Below are 18,504 nucleotides of genomic sequence, written 5' to 3'. Positions count from 1 at the left end.
TACACCATAGCGAATCGACCGGCACCGTGGCAAAACAAGAGCGGTGGAATCTGACAGGAATGTGCCAAACCGCATCTGCCGGTGGCGTGAATACGTCGACCCAATGGCCCGAAGGGTGCTTCGCATTTTTGGTACCTGACCCCTTTTCCGCGGCACCCTCAGTTAAAAAGTTGACGCACCACAAGCTTTGCCACCAATAGATCGGTGGAAAGATTTTTACCGAACAAAATCCATCGCCACGTCCGGCTGCAACGCGTGAAATGCTTCTTGCCCAGATCGCGTGACGTTTCCCGTATGGATCGACAGCCACTTGAGCTTGGGTAGCGCAGAGAACTGCATCAACATCTCATCGTTAAGATTGCACTGATAGAAGCCGATTCCGATCGTTTCGGGCATGTCCGGGGGCTCATTCCGAGACAGGCTCAACCGACAGCTAGACAACGCCAGTGCCCCCTGGAACCTTCCCAGCGCCGACAGGGTGCCCGTCTCGATCTTGCCGCCTGAGACATAGACGATCTCTACCGAGGGTGTCGCCGAAGTCGCAAACGCGGACGCAAAAACCGGATCGGTCAGGGCGAGATGATAGAGCTTTGGCAACGCATCGATCCGCTCGATGAAGACGTCATCGACGATGGGGTTGGTCAGAGAAAGGTTTTCCAGCTTCGTGAACTGTGTGATCTGGCTATCCAATGGGGAGTGATCGCAATCAAACGCCAGCGACTCGATGGCGGAAAATCTCGTCAGCAACTGAAGCCCACGCGGGTCGATGGTTCCACCGTAGACTGCAAACTCATTCAACTGGCCGTTTTGATCCAGCGCGGCGATCGCATCGGCATCAACGGCCGCCCGTTGGTTCTTCTCGTCCAACAAATAGATCGCTGTGACTTCGTCCAGGCACCATGATCGCACGGCGCTCGGCGTGAATACTTCAACCGGAATCGTCGCTTGGCTGACGTGACCCCAACTGGTCTCAAACAATGCGAAGGACCACTTGGGCAACTGAACTTCGGGGGCGCGTTTCCGCTGCCGATCCACGATGACGCTGCCCCCGGCCGCTTCAATCGCGCGAATCATTCGGGCCCGACTGCGGGACCGATTGATGCCGGTCGTCCAGCCTGCAAAGACCAGCGACAGACAGAACGTCAGCCACAGCAACGTCTGCAAACGGATCGTGCGTTCAGCCGCGACGGCGGCAACGAACACCGTCCAGATCAGCCCGGAAAGACCGGCAACAAACAGGCCGATCCCGTGACGATACCAACCGGTTTGGAAGTAGGCGGTGATCAGGATCGAGGCAAGATAAACCGTGCCGGCAACCCAAAACGATCTGCGATGCCTTCTGGCCCAGTCCGCCAACGGCCTGCTGCGGCGCACGACCAGGTAAAACAAAAACGCGGCGATGCCGATCAACAGCAACGCCGCGTTAAACACTGCGATCGCCGTCAACGGGTCGAGGTGGACGACAAGGCGATATCGCATCTAACTTGACAACGAGCGACTACTCTTTCTTCGCCAGTTCGAAGCCCTTCTTAAACGCTTTGTCGTTGTAGATCAGCTTCAACTTGGCTTCGTCATCTTCGGCGCCCTCCGCTTTGCCCTTGCAATTATTGCAGCAGAATGCGACTTCGGTGCCGGCCAGTTTGATCGCCGTCGACTCGTTCAATTTACCGCCACTGAACGGGCAGCTCTTTTGAACGTACTGCTTCGTCGCGACCAACTGATGGTTGGCTTTGACGGCGAACTTCTCGGTGTCCTTGGCGAACTTGCCGGCGCAACCGTTGCAGCAGAAATACACCTTGGCGTCTTTGTAGTCGGCTGACTTGCTGACGTCAGCGGCTTTTTTCGCCACCACGCATTGGATGTCTTTCAGGTCAACGTCGGCAGTCAACGTGGTAGCGGTCGCGACGAGCAAAACGGCGGCCGCGGAGGCTAGAAATCGTTTCATGTCTGGACTCAATTTTGGGTTTGGAATCGATCAATGGGCGGACCGGTTGCCCGGCCGTGAACGATTCAACATAGGCAAATTTTCCACAGAAAACCAATACTGACTGCGATCAGAAGGCAAAAAATCGGCGAATTTCGGGGTCGGCAGGTTTGGACGCCGAGCCGTCGCCGGGACGCAAGCTGGAAGCGTACGCCACATGCGACAGGCAAGCCTGTCGAAGGGTCGCAAGCTGGAAGCGTACGCCACATGCGACAGGCAAGCCTGTCGACGGGTCGCAAGCTGGAAGCGTACGCCAGATGCGACAGGCAAGCCTGTCGAAGGGTCGCAAGCTGGAAGCTTACGCCACTTGGGGAGGCGAGAAGGCGTTGATCCGATCGGCGATGCCGGGATGCAACCACGTCGGCTTGCGTGCCCCCGCGTAACCTTCGGTCACACGCAGCAGCGCCGAAGCGAGTTGCCGGCGTGCGTCCGACTCGGTCGTCGGCACCCGATCGCACGAGCGTGAAACGGCCGGCGCCAACAAACAGGCCACCGTGTCGGCATCAAATTCACTGCGATAACTGACCCAACGCAAGATCACGACGGTCGCCACCAGACTGAGCACACTGCCCAGCGTGCCCGCCCAGTCCGCCGCCCAAACCGGCATGGAATCATGCATCAGCCCCCGTTCGAGCCCCGCCCCAAGCAACCAGGCGGGGACCAGGGCCAAGATTCGCAGCGGCACATGATACCGTTTGGCGTGGGCCACTTCGTGCAGAATCACCATCGCCAGTTCCTCTCGCGTCAGGTCTCGCACCAAGCGATCACTCAGTAGCAACACGCGAAAACGCCCGAAGAGGCCGGCGATCATCGCGTTGTGGGTTTGATGATTGGTGTCCCACATCACAATCTTGCAACGCCGGATGCCGCCGGAGTTGACGACCGATTGAATCCATTGCTTGGTGGCAGCATCGATCGGACGGGTCGGAAAAACTCGCCGCACCAGGATCGGGATGCCGGCCACCATCACGACCACCAACGCGATCCACGCCGCCCAGTTCGGGATCTGGTCCCCGACCGCTGTCAACGAGATCAGGTCGATGATCGCCAGAAAGCCGATGATCGGTGCGACGAGCCAACCGACGCTGCATCGTAGAGCCGAAAACGTGGACGTCAGTGTCGGCCACCATCCTCGACGAGCCACACCCATCCGCGCCGCAAACAGCGACTCCCCGGCCCACAATCCGGCCATCATCGCGATCGCGGGAAACAACAAAATGATCGACTGCAGCGCCAATGAGTGTTGTGTCAGCGGCAACCGATCCAAGTTCCGGCCGAGCCCGAATCCGCCCAGACAAAGCACGATCAGCCCCAGCGAGAACCAGCGAAAACACTCGGTTTGACGATCAAACCAATCGTACCCCAACGTTGCGTCGACTTCCCCCTTGTCGATCAGCCCGGCGACCATCCGGACCGCCAGGTAACACAGGCCCCACCACGCGACAATCACCAACCCGGTGAATCCGACCGCATGGCCGAACAGCTGGTTCGATTCCGGTAGCGAGCCCAAACTGAGCGAAAGAATGACGGCCAGGAAGTAATAGAGTTGCATCGGGTGAGTGTTGAAAAACCGGGGGGAAAGGTGGGATAGGCTTCTAGCCTGTCAATTCATGCACGACAGGCTGGAAGCCTATCCCACGGTTCGCCAGCAGTATGGTTGCGATGGCTCGGTGCGCGAGTCGTGTTTTTTGCGGTCTGGTCGGATTTGATCCCCGGGAGTGTCCATCTGTGCCGGTCGATTCCGCTGGAACCCGTAAAAACCTCTCATTCCGCCAGATTGCCGTGCCCGCTAGACTACTGGGAAAGGAATGCCGTCTTCTACTGACCACGAATTGCCCCGAATGTCGACGACCGAAATCAAGGTCAAGGGTGCCCGCGAGCACAACCTCTGTGACGTCAATCTGACCCTGCCGCGTGGCGAACTGGTTTGTTTTTCCGGTGTATCGGGCAGTGGAAAGTCGTCTCTGGCCTTTGACACGCTGTATGCCGAGGGCCAACGCCGGTACGTCGAGTCGCTCTCCAATTACGCCCGGCAATTCATGGGGCAGATGCCCAAACCCGATGTCGATTTGGTCAGCGGGCTGAGCCCTTCGATTTCGATCGCACAAAAATCGACCGGCAACAATCCCCGCAGCACGGTCGGCACGATCACCGAGATCTACGACTTCTTGCGCGTCCTGTTCGCCCGTGTCGGGACCCCCAACTGCCCCAATTGCCACGTCCCGATCGCCGCCCAACCGTCCGACGCGATCACGTCGCGGATCTTGGATCTGGACCCCGAAGAAACCATCTGGGTACTGGCACCGCTGGTCCGCGGACACAAGGGCGAATTCAAAGACCTGTTCGAAGATCTGCGTAAACAAGGGTTCACACGTGCCCGCGTGGACAACGAAACGATTCGTCTGTCGGATCCTCCACCGCTGGATCGAGCCCGTCGCCATGATGTCGAAGTCGTCGTCGATCGCGTCGGCATCGATGATCGCGACCGCGGACGCATCAACGAAGCAGTCAATCTGGCGCTGAAACTCGGCGACGCGTCGGTGATCGTTTCGCTTTCGGAGCCCAACAGCGATTCGGCACGACCGGCCAAAGAAGACATCCTGTTTTCCTCACGCTACTCCTGCGGAGCCTGCGGTGAGAGTTTTCGCCCGCCGACACCGCAACTGTTTTCGTTCAACAGTCCGCAAGGGATGTGCGAAGCCTGTGACGGACTCGGGCACCTGTACACGTTTGTTCCGGAGATGATCATTCCCGACGAATCCAAGTCGATTCGTAAGGGAGCCATCACGCTGCTGGGCCAATGGGGCGACATCGGTCGTTATCGTCGGCACATTTACAAAGGCTTCGCGACTGCGATGGACAAGCTGCTCGAACTCGAGCCGGGTTCGATGCTGGAAACACGTTGGCGGGACCTGCCGGCCGAAGCCCAAAAGATGTGGCTGTGGGGCAGCGACTCGACGTACCAATTGACGTGGCGCGGCGGCCGAAAGAGTCGCAAGTACACCGGGTCGTTCGACGGTTTCATTCCCGAGCTGCTTGATCGCTATCGCACGACCAAAAACAAGATGCAGTTGCGGCATCTTGAAAAGTTCATGAACACGATCGATTGCGTCGATTGCCAAGGCCGTCGGCTCAATCGCCAGGCCAGTGCGGCGACGATCACGACGACATCGGACGCGTTCCAAGACAATCACGCACTCTCGCTGCCCGATTTGTGCGAGTTGTCGATCGATCAGTTGAGCCAGTTTTTTTCCGAGATCAGCCTGGGAGAAACGGACACCAAGATCGCCGCCGAAGCGTTGAAAGAGATCCGCACGCGACTGGGTTTCTTGCTCGGGGTCGGTCTCGATTATCTGACATTGGGCCGAACCGCGCCGACACTTTCCGGTGGCGAATCACAACGCATTCGGTTAGCCGGCCAGATCGGCAGCGGGCTGGTCGGCGTGCTGTACATCTTGGACGAGCCGTCGATCGGATTGCACGCCCGCGACAACGACCGGTTGATCGAAACACTGGTGCGGCTCCGCGATGCCGGCAACACGTTGATCGTGGTCGAGCACGATGAAGACACGATGCGGGCGGCCGATCGGATCGTCGACTTCGGTCCCGGCCCGGGAGTTCGCGGCGGGGAGATCGTCGGTATCGGCGGGGCTGACGAATTGGGAGCGAACAAGCGCAGTGTCACCGGCCAGTTTCTGTCCGGCGAACGCGAGATCGCGATCCCAGAAACGCCGAGGCCGATCGATGGCGAAGCCCAACTGACGATTCACGGCGCTCGGTTTCACAACCTGCGAAACGTCGATGCGACGATACCGTTGGGAACCGTGACGTGCGTGACCGGTGTTTCCGGCAGCGGGAAAAGTTCGTTGATCGGCGGCATCTTGGAACCCGCCCTGCGACGTGAACTCAACGGTGCCGAATGTGAACCCGGTGACCATGATTCGATCAGCGGTCTGGAATTTTTGGACAAGACGATCGCGATCGATCAATCCCCGATCGGGCGAACGCCGCGCAGCAACCCGGCGACATACGTCAAAGTCTTCGACGAAATCCGCAATCTGTTCGCCAAACTAACCGAAGCGAAAACACGCGGCTACACCGCCAGTCGATTCAGTTTTAACGTCGATGGCGGACGCTGCGCCGCCTGTGACGGCAACGGCGCGTCAAAGCTGGAAATGGATTTCTTGGCCGACATCTGGGTGACGTGCCCGGTTTGCGGCGGCAAACGATACAACCGCGAAACGCTTTCGGTCCAATTCAAGGGCGCGTCGATCGCGGACGTGCTGGAGATGGACATCGCCCAGGCGCTCGAGCTGTTTGAAAACGTTCCCAAAGTTGCCGAAAAATTGCAAACGCTGGTGGATGTCGGTCTGGAGTATTTGAAACTCGGTCAACCCTCCCCGACGCTCTCGGGGGGCGAAGCCCAGCGGATCAAACTCTCGCGCGAGCTGAGTAAACGAGAAACCGGCAAGACACTCTATGTGTTGGACGAACCGACGACCGGATTGCACTTTGCCGACATCGAATTGTTGCTACGCGTGATTCACGGATTGGCCGATCGGGGCAATACCGTGGTGATCGTCGAACACAACATGGACGTCATCAAAACGGCCGACTACGTGCTCGACCTGGGTCCCGAAGGCGGCGCCGGCGGTGGGAAGATTGTGGCCGCCGGTCGTCCGATCGACATCGCCAAGAACATGGACAGTTACACCGGTGCGGCATTGGCCAAGGTGATGGGCGTCAAACGTCGCAAGCCGGCCAAGCACCACGCGACCGCCACGAGAGCGTCGGCCGCGTTGGCACCACCGCCGGAAAAGGCCAAGACCCACTTGGTGGTCCAGGCGGCATCGGAACACAACTTGAAATCGGTCTCCGCGGAAATTCCCCGCGACGCCATGACCGTCTTTTGTGGCCCCAGCGGCAGCGGCAAAAGCTCGATGGCGATGGACACGATCTACGCCGAAGGCCAACGTCGCTACGTCGAATCGCTTTCGTCCTACGCACGGCAGTTCATCGGCCAAGTGCAAAAACCCAAGGTCGAACGGATCGAAGGGTTGTCGCCGGCGGTCGCGCTGGAACAAAAAAACCTCGGGCATTCGCCGCGCAGCACCGTCGGCACGGTCACCGAGATTTATGATTTCCTACGGATCTTGATGGCGCGGTTGGGCACACGACACTGTCCCGATTGCGGCGTGGAAGTCGGCACGCAGACTCCCGAGCAAATCGCTGAGAAAGTGTTGTCGATGCCCGAAGGGACGCGAGCCTTGTTGCTCTCGCCGATCGAGGTGGTGGCCGGTGAAGCGTCCAAAGACACCTGGCAATCGCTCCGCAGCCAAGGTTTCCAGCGGATTCGAATCGATGGAAAAACGGTCTCGCTCGACGAGGCACCGGCGCTCGACCCGCGGAAACGACAAACCGTTCAAGTCGTCGTGGACCGGATCGCGGTCAACGACGAAGAGCGTTCGCGGATCAGCGACAGCGTCGAACAGGGATTGTCGTTGGGGATCGGCGTGATCCAGGTCGCGATCGCCAACCCGGATCGCGATGAACAACATTGGGAAACGATCACGCACAGCCAGCATCTCGTCTGCGGCGACTGCGGTCGATCCTTTCCCACACTGACGCCACACCACTTTTCCTTCAACAGCGCGGTCGGTTGGTGTCCCCAGTGCGAAGGACTGGGCAAGCAAACCGGAACCAACCCTGCCGCCCTGATTGATTCGCCGCGCAAAACGCTCGCCGACGGCGCCGCGCTGTTGTGGCCGAGCGTCGATCACGAGGTCTCGCTGTGGTTGTTGCGGGCGTTGTCGCGACAGACCGGCATCCCGATCGATCTGCCGTTCGACGAACTGACCGCCACGCACCGCCGATTGCTGTTTCACGGGCTGGGCGATCGCTGGATCGAAGTCCGGCAAAGCGATGCGAAACCGAATTCAAAATCTACGACCAAGTTGTTCCGCTTTCGATTCAAAGGTTTTTATCCGGCGCTGGAAGAGGCGTCGCGTTTGACACCGGGATTGCGAGGCAAGCTGGAGCAGTTCGTCGACGACATCAATTGCAGTGCCTGCGACGGGTCGCGATTGAGAGAAGAAGCGGCCGCCTGTCAGTTTCGCGGGTGGACGATGGCCGATCTGGTTCACATGCCGCTGGATCGTTTGGATGGCGTCGTCACCGATTGGAAACTCGATCGCCGAGAGAAAAAGATCGCCGGCGAATTGGTGCGTGAAATCCAATCGCGCGTGCGTTTCCTATTGGACGTGGGACTCAACTATTTGACGCTGCATCGTGGTGCGGCGACGCTGTCCGGCGGCGAAGCGCAGCGGATTCGATTGGCCGCCCAACTCGGCAGCGGATTGTGCGGGGTGCTCTACGTGCTGGATGAACCCACGATCGGGCTGCACCCCCGTGACAACTTGCGTCTACTTTCGGCGCTGCACCGATTGCGAGACTTGGGCAACACGCTGTTGGTGGTCGAACACGATCGTGACGTGATCTCCGGCAGCGACTACCTGTGCGATTTCGGACCTCGTGCCGGTCGGCATGGCGGCCGAATCGTGGCCGAAGGCCCACCGACAAAATTGTCGCCGATCGAGCAAAGCGTGACGGCCGGATACATCAACGGCACCAAGCAGATCCCCTTGCCATCGGTACGACGCCCGGTCATGACCGACGGTGGCAAGCCGATGGTCGATTACCTGACCCTGATCGGCGCCTCGGAAAACAATCTGGATCACGTCGATCTAAAACTGCCCATGGGCGTGCTGACGGTCGTGACCGGCCCCAGCGGCAGTGGCAAGAGCACGTTGATCGAAGGCACGCTGTACCCGATCCTGGGCAAACGCTTGCATCGGCTGCGGATGAAACCCGGACGGCATGAAAAAATCGAAGGCCTCCGCCACATCGATAAAGTGATTCGTGTCGATCAATCACCGTTGGGGAACACGCCCAGCAGCAATCCGGCAACCTACACCGGCGTGTTCGATACGATCCGAAACCTCTTCGCGTTGATCCCCGAAGCGGCCGAGCGAAAGTACACGGCGCGAACGTTCAGCTTTAACGTCCCCGGCGGACGCTGCGAGACATGCGAGGGCAGTGGCCAACGCAAAATCGAGATGCATTTCTTGCCGGATGTTTGGGTGCCGTGTGAAGAATGCGGATCGCGGCGGTACAACGACGACGTGTTGCAGGTGAAGTATCACGGCAAATCGATTTCGGACGTGTTGGCGATGTCCTGTGGCGAGGCGGTTGAGTTGTTCGCCTCCGAACCCCGCATCACCCGCGTGTTGCAGACCCTGTGTGACGTCGGATTGGATTATGTCACGTTGGGCCAATCCGCTCCGACGCTGTCCGGCGGTGAAGCACAACGGGTCAAACTGGCGTCGGAACTCGCCCGTCCGGGCACCGGCAAAACACTGTACCTGCTGGACGAACCGACGACCGGATTGCACTTTGACGACATCGCGAAACTGCTGGACGTGATCCAGCGGTTGGTCGACCTGGGCAACACCTGTGTCGTCATCGAACACAACCTGGACGTTGTCAAATGCGCCGACTGGGTGATCGACATGGGGCCGGGTGCCGGTGTCGACGGCGGCAAGATCGTCTTCGAAGGCACACCCGAACAATTGGCCGAGACGGCCAAACGGTCAAACGGCGCACCGGTTTCCGTCACGGCGCCCTTCGTCGCCGAGGCGCTCCAGCCGTCGGCGAATAAATCGAAACCGGCTGCCGAGTCAGTCGCCGAGCCCGGTTCCGGTCGGTTGCGAATCGACGCAGCCAGTGCTCCGACGTCGAAAACGGCATCCAAGTCGAACGGGCAAGCGAAAAAGGCGACCCCCAAACGCAAGAAGAAGAAACACGACGCCAGTACGATCTGGAAAACGCTGGGACGAAAATGGCATTCGATGCCCAAGGGGTTCGACGACAACGCGACGCCCGACTGGCCGATCAAGCTGCCCGACCGTTTGTTCGACCAAATCGAAAAGATCGGCGGTGAAGATTGTCTGAGGATGTCGGCCGCCAACCGGGTCGACGTGGTCGGTGCCGACGGCGACGTCAAACTGTCGATCCGCACGCGTGACCTCGATGCAGTCAAGATCGTTGCCAATGAGCCACTCGATCCGGCCGAAGCCGACGATCTCGGCGACGCAAAAATCACTGTCTCTAGCGACGAACAGGAAACCACGCTGGCGATCAACCGGCTCGGCCAAGCCACCAAACCGGCGCTGCGACGGTTCCTCAAACGAACGTTGACGTCCTGACGCTCTCCAGCGGGACGCGTCACAGCTTGTCGATTGAATCGGGATCTGCGGAGTCAATGGTGAGCCGCTGGCCGTAAGGCCTCGCGCGGGCGCCGAAATGCCCGCCCGCTTACGCATCGCGGCTCACTAAATCGACAGCCCGGTCAGCGAGCGGCGCGCGGGATGGAACACGGGCCACTGGCTGACGCCGCGTGCTGGGACGAATGACGCAACTTACCGACGACTGCCAACGATGATTTCTCCGATTTCCGCCGATGACTTGGAACGCTGCGAGGACGCACTGCGGATCGCGTCGGCCCACGGGACTTGGGACAGCGACTTGGCTGCCAAGATTCGCTCGCTGGTCGGCGAGGATCTGGCGGCCGTCGTGCTCGTGTCATTGAATCTGCAATCCAAAGCTCGTGCGAAACTCGGGGAGGGGATCTGGTGGTGCACCGAACGCTCGCTCAGTCAAGCAACGCCGGCTCCGGTCGCCGAGTTGAAAGCGCGTTGGATGAACTCCCGTTCGGTGCTCGACGGGTGCTGTGGTCTGGGTGCTGATACGTTGGCGATCGCCAAGATGGTCGGGTCAGCCGATGTGCAGGTCACCGCGGTCGACAGCGATCCGATGATGGTCGCGATGACCAGGGAGAATCTGCGGATGAATCTGCAACCCGCTCGACCACAAGTTGCGGTTCGCCATGATGACGTCGCCGCGGTGCCCATCGCAGCCGACGCGACGGTTCATTTGGACCCCGATCGACGCGACGACCGTGGCCGCAAGGTGCGTCCCGAAGACTACTCGCCGCCGTGGGCCGTTGTGGAGCGCATCCTGGACCGCTGCGCCGCCGGGATCGTGAAATTGGCGCCCGCCGCAGTGATCGAAGATCGTCCGCAACGACATCGGCTGTGGGTTTCTCTCGGCGGCAGTGTCCGCGAGCAAACGTTGTTGACCGGACAGGCGATCGACCGGGCCGCCGCGTGTTTCGGCCACCCGCTGATCGAAGCTTCACGCACCGCCGTTCTGGTTCGCCCCGATGGCAGCGCGGTCACCTACACCGTCGCTGGGGACAGCCAGGCCGGCCGCCGGGTTGAGAAGCCGATGCAGTACCTGGCCGACCCCGATGCCGCGATTCGGGCCGCCGGACTGACCGAATCGTTTGCCGGACAATACGGCTACGACTTGCTCGGCGGCCCCAGCGGCTTTCTGACCGGAGACACCGCGATCGAGAGTGATCTGGCGATCTGTGAACCCGTGATCTGGTCGGGGGCCTGTGACGACCGCAGGTTGCGCAAGACCTTGCGATCGATGAATTGTTATCCCTGGCGGGTGAAGACCAGGGGCGTGTCCCAGAATCCCAACATGCTCGAAAAACGTTACCGCCAGTGCGGCGAGCGCCCCGTCACACTGTGGATCGGGAAAGGCCCCAGAAGACAGTTCGCGGCGCTGACGGTACCGGCGGACTCGCCCCGTTCGGATCGGTAGTGACCGGAGGGCCAATTGGCCGCGGCAAAAAAATTCCCGATTTCTCTGTCACATGGACCGCAAACCAACGACTGCCCTGTTGAGGACCGTGCAATCGGTCCTGTTCGGGTCGCATTCCCTCTACGAAGGTTGGTTGTCATGTTACGAGCGGTCAAATATTCCGTCGCCGCATTCCTGGCGGTCCTGATCGGCGGCGTGGTGCTGCTGGGGCCAGGTTTTTTTAGCTATGTCCGGACGTCGGCGCGTTCGGTTCGCGATTCGGTCAACGAACACGTGCCTGTCGAGTTCGAACTGCGACGCGCCCGCGATCTGATCGATGGCATTTTGCCCGATTTGCAGGCGCAAGTGCGAACCATCGCCCAGGAAGAAGTCGAGATCGCGGCACTCCAGCGAGACGTTTCGGAAACCGAAAAACGTCTGGAAAACGAACTGGCAACGCTCACCCCATTGCGTGAACAGTTGCGGACGCAGACCGTGTCCTTCCAAGTCGGCGGCCGCAATTGGACGCGTTCCCAAATCACCGAACAACTCTCCAGGCGGTTGGACCGTTACAAAACGGGACAGTTGGCGCTGGCCAGCAAGGAACGACTGTTGGAGAAACGGCATGAGTCGCTGGCCGCGGCGCTGGCATCCTTGGATTCGATGCGTCACCGTAAAGCCGAATTGGAGCAGCAGGTCGAATCACTCGCCGCGCAAGCTCGACTGGTTCAAGCATCCCAGTTGCAATCTGGCATCCGCGTCGACGGCAGCGAACTGTCCCAAGCCGATCAATTGTTGCAGCAGATCGAAATGCGACTGGCGGTTGCCAAACGTGTCTTGGATCACGAACAAGACGTCTTCGCCATCGACCTGATCGACCAGGGTCAAAGTGAAGATCAGGTACTGGCAGACTTCGATGAGTACTTCGGCGACACGGAGAACCGAAAAACAATGGTGAGCGTTGGGGAGCAGTAATGTGCTCAGGTTGAATCAACTTCCCCGTTCTGGCACGCGTCGGTATCTACACAGTTTGAATAACCCTCCCTGGCAGGGAGGGTCGAGCGAAGCGAGGGGAGGGTCGATAGGTTGCCATTGAGTGATTCCAATCCACCAAGAACTTACCCGGCCGCTCGCACCTCACGTCCGACACTCCCTAAACGGGATACCAGTATCGTGCTCCACCTTCAACTCAAACGAATCCAGACCGCGATCACCGCCGGGCGATTGGATGAAGCGTTTGAATTGCTCTTGGCCACACCGCAGCGGGAGCACCGTGGCGGACAACGTGCAACGGACGTGCTGATTAAAAAACTTGTGGGTCGGGCACACCAACATCTCGATCAACAACGATCCGGCGATGCCCGCAGTGATGCGGACAAAGCGCAACGTCTGGCGGGGCGCACGGACGACGTCGCGCATTTGGTCCAACGTGTCGCTCAAATGGAATCGGAACAACGTTCGCGGGAAGCCGCTGAGCAGGCGTCTGCCCAAGCAGCTAAACTCCAAGCTCAGTTGGGGCACTTCACATTGGGACAAAATCTCTTGCCGACCGGTCCATCCCATTCCAGGCTCGCCGCCGAAATTGAACGCAAACGCGCGTTGGCCGCCGCTGCCGCCGATCGAATCGAACAGGCGATCGAGTCGGGGGATTGGAGCGTCGGGATTGCGATCGTCAAATCGCTTGATCCGGAGCTTCAACACCATCGACTGGTGGTGATGAAAATCAATGCGATGCTTGAACCGATCCGCGCGCAAATCATCGCCGACTTGGAGAGCGGTCGATTGGATCGCGGCAACGATTGGTTAGAGATGGCGGTCGCTGTGGCGCCGACGGATGCCCGCCTGAATGAGCTTCGAAGCTGTTTCAATCGATGCGTACGGGCGTGCGAGTTAGTCGATCAAGCAAACTATGTGGAAGCCGAACGCGAACTCGCCCTGGTCGACCAGATTGTCCTGGGCACGCGTTGGATCGCAGAGACCCGCACGACGCTCGCCGAACTCGCCCGCCAATCCGCCGGCGTGCGTTCGGGGCCACTGGGCCTACTCGACGGCGCCACCCCAATCACCCAAACCACCCCGTCTACCAAAAAGGTGTCGGACACCTTTTTCCACACGGCGGACGCCACTGGAACGACCCCATTCACCCAATCCTCCCTGGTTTCCAAAAAGGTGTCGGACACCTTTTTGGGGGCTTGGGTCTTGCGGGTGGATGGGTTGGGGGCGGTGTTGTTGCTCGATGCCGATCGGATTTCGGTCGGTTCCTCTTCCCGTTCACAACGCTACGATCTGCCGCTGCAGACCGAAGGTCCTTCGGCAGCCCTGTTCATCCGTCGGGCGGGGGAGGATTACTTTGCCGAGTCGGACGCCGAATTCGGTGTCAATGACCAGCCGACCCAACGGCGACTGTTGGCAAACGGCGACTCGATCGGCTTCGGGCGCCGCGGTCGATTGAAGTTCCGCAAGCCGGTGCCCGCGAGCGGTTCGGCGGTGCTGCAACTTTCCGGCGCGGGGTTGGCCAAGCGAGAGATTCGCTGTGCGGCCCTGATGGCGGATTCATTGCTGTTTTCCCCGCGGGGCGGACACTTTTCGATTTCCGGTTGCGAACGCCCGATCGTCGTTTTTCGTGCTGCAGATGGCTACGCGATCAAGTACGCCGGATCCGGTGGCGAGGTCAGCCCGCTGGTGGCCGATCGTTCGGTCTTGCTCGGCGAGACGCGGTTTACGCTCAATCAAATCACCTTGTCTTAGGATCGCCGCATGCCAGCTTTTCACTACCAACGAGGCGATCGACCGCTGGAGGGTTATACGATCGGGCACGCCCTCGGCCGTGGCGGATTCGGCGAAGTCTACTTTGCCACCAGCGATGCCGGCCGCGAAGTCGCATTGAAAGCGGTGCAAAATTACGAGGACATCGAACTGCGCGGCATCGGGCACTGCATGAATTTAAAGTCGCCGCATCTGGTGATGATTTTCGATGTCAAACAGGGAATCGACGGAACGCCCTGGGTGATCATGGAGTTTGTCGCGGGCCCATCGTTGCGTGAGATCTTGGACGCGTCGCCGGAGGGGATCGCGCCGGAGCAAGCGTTGTTCTTTGTTCGCGAATTGGCCAGAGGAATCGACTACCTGCATGATGCCGGGATCGTGCACCGGGATTTAAAGCCGCACAACATATTCTTTGAGGACGGCATCGTCAAAATCGGCGACTACAGTTTGAGCAAAGTGATCACGGTCAGTCACGCCAGCGGTCATACGATGACCGTGGGAAGCGTGCACTACATGGCGCCGGAGATCAGCATGGGACGGTACGACAAAACCGTCGACCTGTACGCGCTGGGCGTCATGCTGTTCGAAATGCTGACCGGCGAACCTCCATTCGTCGGAGAAAGTGTCGGCGAGATTTTGATGAAACATCTTACGGGCGAAGTCGACGTCAGCGGATTGCAAGAACCGTTTGCAGGCGTCGTGCGAAAAGCGATGGACCGAGATCCGGTAAAACGATTTCAGTCGGCCCGGGAAATGGCCGCCGCACTCGGCTGCGACACGAAGCACGTGACGGACGATTCCATTCCCGCCAGTCTGTCGCTGGTGGGACGAAAACCGGCAGCTTCGTCACGCCAGACGCCGCCGCAAATTGCATCGATCGGTGTCGCCGACCTGGCCGACACCGTCGGTGCGAAACACGCCATCATCGATACCGCCGAATCGGAAAAAACGTCCGACGAATCCGACAACCACGACCTGTTCGCGGCGCGGCTGCGACGGATGGCCGACGTTCGTTACTTGGCCCGCGTGGGACTCTCGATCGGTTCGACGGTTCTTTTGATGACGGTGGCATTCGCAGCCACTGCGTACGGTTCTGGAATCTTCGGAGCGTCGACCGCCGTGCTGATGGCGCTCGGGATTTGGCTGATTTCGATGATGCTGGCCATCACGCTGGTTCTGGTCGTGCCTCAAAAGCCAGGCATCTCCACGGCACTGGTCTCGCGAACTTGGTTGATCGGAATATGGCTTGTCGCCTACTTTTTCATCGCCAACTTTCTCAACAATTCCCCTCAGTACGACGTTTATGTCGGCTGCTGGCTCGGCGGGTTCGCGGCAACGATGCTGATCGATTGGCGTTGCTTTTGTGACCCACATCGAGCCCAACGCGTGGCCATCTCGCGAACCTTGATCGCCGGTGCGATCAGTGGTGTAGTCGCCGGATTGAGTGGTTGGGCGCTGGGGATGCATCTTGCCAATCTGGACAACGTCATTCTTTCGATGGCGGCCACGATGACGGCCGCGATCACGGTCCAGTTGACATCGGTGTGGGTGCCCCCGGAGCCTTTTTCGCTGAACCGATACGATGCGACCGGGACAGATGCATCGGTCAACGGCTCGGCCCCCCCTGTCCACTCGATGGATCCGTCCACTTCCGCCACTCCACCAACTGCCGAGCGAGTCTCATGGTAATCGCGTCTTTTGCCCTCTTGCTCTTGGCCGGGTTGTACCTGGCAGTCTTGGTCTTGACGATCGTGTTTGCCGTCAACGCTAAATCAACCGCCGGTCGCGTCGGATCGATTTTGGCCGGACTGTTCTTGCTGTTGGTGGTGCCGATGTTTCTTCTGGTCGCCACCTTCGCCGTTCGCAGCGAATCGAGCACAGAAACGCCCCAATTCGGCCGCTCGGCTGTGACCGGCGTGACGGAGTCCGAGGCGTCGCCAGAATCGTTCGAGGTGGTTGCTCCCGCTGCGCCGCAGGGGGTGGTTCCAGCCACTGCTGCTTCCACGCCCGAGCGACCTGTGCCGCCGCCGATCGTCGAGTCGGCTGGGGAATTGTCCACCGGTGACCAAACGCCGGGGCAATGGCGAACGACTGATACGGACGCGTTCACGGCAAACGTGTATCCCAGTTACTCCGCCGCGATCAGGCCGCTGATTGCCGGATTGCGAGAAAAACTCACCGAAAAACAAGTGCTCCAGCGCGATGAGATTGACGGCGTGGTCGATCCCGAAACCATCGCCGTCAGCGTGTCGGGATCGAGCGCCGAGCCCCTGGTCCCTCAAATCACCGAACAGCTTGGCAAGTTGTTTCCCAACGCCGTCGTCCGGTCGGTCGGCAGCGTGCCAGCGGAACCCGCTGAAAACCAGCTTTCGTTTCATTTGGTCGCCTCGGCCTCCACATTGCAACCGGCCACCTGGGATCTTCAACAACGTGTTGAAAATGGTCTTTTGATGTGCACCATTCGATCCGCCCAGCGACAAACCTCCGTGCAAGCCTTTGTCACCGAGAAGCCCTGGGTTGAATCGTTAGATCAGTTCGTTTCGATGTATCCGCAACGCCATTTTGTCGTCGGCTACTCCGGCGAACTTCAATCCTCCGAGGGTCAAGCACGCAAACAGGCGTTGTCTGATGCGGTTCGCCAGGCCGCAATCTACCTTCGCGGCAAGCCGTATGCGATCGTCGACGAGCGGCATGTCATCGATCGATTCGCTCAGCGACTTTCGCGTTCCTACGGTGACGTTTGGCGGGAGGCCGTGTTGGTCGAAGTGCCCGGTCAGGAACAGGTCAGCGTGGCGCGAATGACAGTGGAGGAATCCTTTCAACGGTCCTGGATGGGGACGCTGGCGCAAGCCGTTGGAATGATGGTTCTGGTCATTGTGACCATTGTCATGTGCCTGGCGTTGAATTGGGTCACCCAAGGCTATTATCGCAGCCAGATCGTATTAGGATTGGCAGGAGTTGTGATCATGGGCTTTTTGCTCGCCGCTGTGTTTATCGCTTAATCCATTCAATGAACGAAGCTGACGAGCATCTCTTGCAATTAGTCAAGTCGGGTGATCCAGAGGGATGGCGACAGTTCGTGGCTCGTTTCCAGCGACGGTTGATCGCGTTCGCGGTCAAACGCGTTGGCTCGGTGGCCACCGCAGAGGATCTGGTCCAAGAAACCTTTGTCTCGTTTTTATCGTCGCAGGATCATTATCGTGCCGACGGTGAATTGGAATCGTTCTTGTTTCAGATTTTGCGTTTTCGCATCATCGATCACTACCGTCGCAGCGGCATCCATCGGGAGGTTCCCGTGTGTGACTTCATCGAGTCCGATGCAAGTGACGTCGTCGCCGACGCCGTGTCAACCGAACCGGGCGTCAGCTGGTACGTCCGCCGCGACGAGCAAGACGATCGAGCCTCCAGGGCGCTGGCCGGCGCGGTGCGTCGCCTCGCTCAATTCCTTCAATCGGGTGAACGATTCAAAGAATTGCAAATCGCCGAAGGGCTGTTCTTCGCACGTCGACGCAACCAAGAGTTGGCCGCGGTGATGGACAGCAGCGAAAACGCAATTGCCGTGGTCAAACGACGCTTGATCGGACGGCTGCGCGACGACTTGAGCCGATCGGCGGAGCGATTCGGCGACTGGGGTAATGACACCGCACTGGCCAGCGACCTGTTGAGTCGCGTCTGGGAATCGCAGCGTCCCAGTTGTCCCAAGCGAAGTACCCTGGGGAAATTCACGCTCGGCATTCTGCCACCGCCGTGGGCGGATTACATCGAGTTTCACGTCCGAACGTTGGGGTGCTCCTTTTGCCGCGCCAACCTGGACGAACTCAATCCGGAGACATCGCCGGACGAGCAAGACACCGCCCGCGATCGACTGTTCGAATCGACGATCGGCTTTTTCAGTGCGTCGATGGGGCCAGATGATGAGGTTCCCCAACCTGAATGACACCGTCACCACGGATTGAATCGGGAAAGAGTAACAAGGGATTCAGCAACCGTTGGTGTCTAGCCTTTAGGCGATTTCCGGTCGCTGCTTCGCAGCGACCGTGGGCGGC

At 59.5% G+C, this 18,504-nt stretch carries 10 protein-coding genes; 7 read left to right on the top strand and 3 right to left on the bottom strand.

What is annotated here, in order from left to right; all coding sequences use genetic code 11:
* Positions 1 to 216: 216 nt before the first annotated feature.
* From NZK35_RS16850 to NZK35_RS16840, 3 genes are all read right to left on the bottom strand, one after another.
* Positions 217 to 1,479: a leucine-rich repeat domain-containing protein gene (locus tag NZK35_RS16850; protein ID WP_259633702.1), complete on the bottom strand. Its 1,263-nt coding sequence runs from the start codon at positions 1,477 to 1,479 to the stop codon at positions 217 to 219.
* 19 nt (positions 1,480 to 1,498) lie between these two features.
* Positions 1,499 to 1,945, bottom strand: coding sequence for a hypothetical protein (locus tag NZK35_RS16845; protein ID WP_259633701.1), 447 nt, complete (start codon positions 1,943 to 1,945; stop codon positions 1,499 to 1,501).
* A gap of 337 nt (positions 1,946 to 2,282) precedes the next feature.
* Positions 2,283 to 3,536: a M48 family metalloprotease gene (locus NZK35_RS16840; RefSeq protein ID WP_259633700.1), complete on the bottom strand. Its 1,254-nt coding sequence runs from the start codon at positions 3,534 to 3,536 to the stop codon at positions 2,283 to 2,285.
* Between the two features lie 289 nt (positions 3,537 to 3,825).
* Between NZK35_RS16840 and uvrA the strand changes: the two genes are divergently transcribed.
* The 7 genes from uvrA to NZK35_RS16805 all read left to right on the top strand — a co-directional run bounded on the left by uvrA (position 3,826) and on the right by NZK35_RS16805 (position 18,395).
* Positions 3,826 to 10,248: an excinuclease ABC subunit UvrA gene (gene uvrA, locus NZK35_RS16835; protein WP_259633699.1), complete on the top strand. Its 6,423-nt coding sequence runs from the start codon at positions 3,826 to 3,828 to the stop codon at positions 10,246 to 10,248.
* Positions 10,249 to 10,480: 232 nt separating this feature from the next.
* Positions 10,481 to 11,713 carry a class I SAM-dependent methyltransferase gene (locus tag NZK35_RS16830; protein WP_259633698.1) on the top strand — a complete coding sequence of 411 codons (1,233 nt, stop codon included), beginning with the start codon at positions 10,481 to 10,483 and terminating at the stop codon, positions 11,711 to 11,713.
* Positions 11,714 to 11,851: 138 nt separating this feature from the next.
* Positions 11,852 to 12,667, top strand: a complete 816-nt coding sequence (locus NZK35_RS16825; protein ID WP_259633697.1) for a signal peptide-containing protein — start codon at positions 11,852 to 11,854, stop codon at positions 12,665 to 12,667.
* A gap of 198 nt (positions 12,668 to 12,865) precedes the next feature.
* On the top strand, positions 12,866 to 14,440 hold the full coding sequence (locus NZK35_RS16820; protein WP_259633696.1) for a hypothetical protein: 1,575 nt from the start codon (positions 12,866 to 12,868) through the stop codon (positions 14,438 to 14,440).
* A gap of 9 nt (positions 14,441 to 14,449) precedes the next feature.
* Positions 14,450 to 16,147, top strand: coding sequence for a serine/threonine-protein kinase (locus NZK35_RS16815; protein WP_259633695.1), 1,698 nt, complete (start codon positions 14,450 to 14,452; stop codon positions 16,145 to 16,147).
* On the top strand, positions 16,141 to 17,460 hold the full coding sequence (locus NZK35_RS16810) for a hypothetical protein (RefSeq protein WP_259633694.1): 1,320 nt from the start codon (positions 16,141 to 16,143) through the stop codon (positions 17,458 to 17,460). The genes NZK35_RS16815 and NZK35_RS16810 overlap by 7 nt, the downstream gene beginning before the upstream one ends.
* An 8-nt stretch (positions 17,461 to 17,468) precedes the next feature.
* A complete protein-coding gene (locus tag NZK35_RS16805; RefSeq protein ID WP_259633693.1) occupies positions 17,469 to 18,395 on the top strand; it encodes an RNA polymerase sigma factor in 927 nt (308 codons plus the stop codon).
* Positions 18,396 to 18,504: the final 109 nt, after the last annotated feature.

It is taken from the genome of Stieleria sedimenti, assembly GCF_025060895.1.
GTDB lineage: Bacteria > Planctomycetota > Planctomycetia > Pirellulales > Pirellulaceae > Stieleria > Stieleria sedimenti.
The sequence above is the reverse complement of the archived record's forward strand: the minus strand, read 5'-3'. Positions and strand labels throughout refer to the sequence as shown.

Bases quoted from the DNA above. Each gene is read 5' to 3' on its own strand.
- NZK35_RS16850 (WP_259633702.1), bottom strand. From the start codon at position 1,479: ATGCGATATCGCCTTGTCGTCCACCTCGACCCGTTGACGGCGATCGCA.
- NZK35_RS16845 (WP_259633701.1), bottom strand. From the start codon at position 1,945: ATGAAACGATTTCTAGCCTCCGCGGCCGCCGTTTTGCTCGTCGCGACC.
- NZK35_RS16840 (WP_259633700.1), bottom strand. From the start codon at position 3,536: ATGCAACTCTATTACTTCCTGGCCGTCATTCTTTCGCTCAGTTTGGGC.
- uvrA (WP_259633699.1), top strand. From the start codon at position 3,826: ATGTCGACGACCGAAATCAAGGTCAAGGGTGCCCGCGAGCACAACCTC.
- NZK35_RS16830 (WP_259633698.1), top strand. From the start codon at position 10,481: ATGATTTCTCCGATTTCCGCCGATGACTTGGAACGCTGCGAGGACGCA.
- NZK35_RS16825 (WP_259633697.1), top strand. From the start codon at position 11,852: ATGTTACGAGCGGTCAAATATTCCGTCGCCGCATTCCTGGCGGTCCTG.
- NZK35_RS16815 (WP_259633695.1), top strand. From the start codon at position 14,450: ATGCCAGCTTTTCACTACCAACGAGGCGATCGACCGCTGGAGGGTTAT.
- NZK35_RS16810 (WP_259633694.1), top strand. From the start codon at position 16,141: ATGGTAATCGCGTCTTTTGCCCTCTTGCTCTTGGCCGGGTTGTACCTG.
- NZK35_RS16805 (WP_259633693.1), top strand. From the start codon at position 17,469: ATGAACGAAGCTGACGAGCATCTCTTGCAATTAGTCAAGTCGGGTGAT.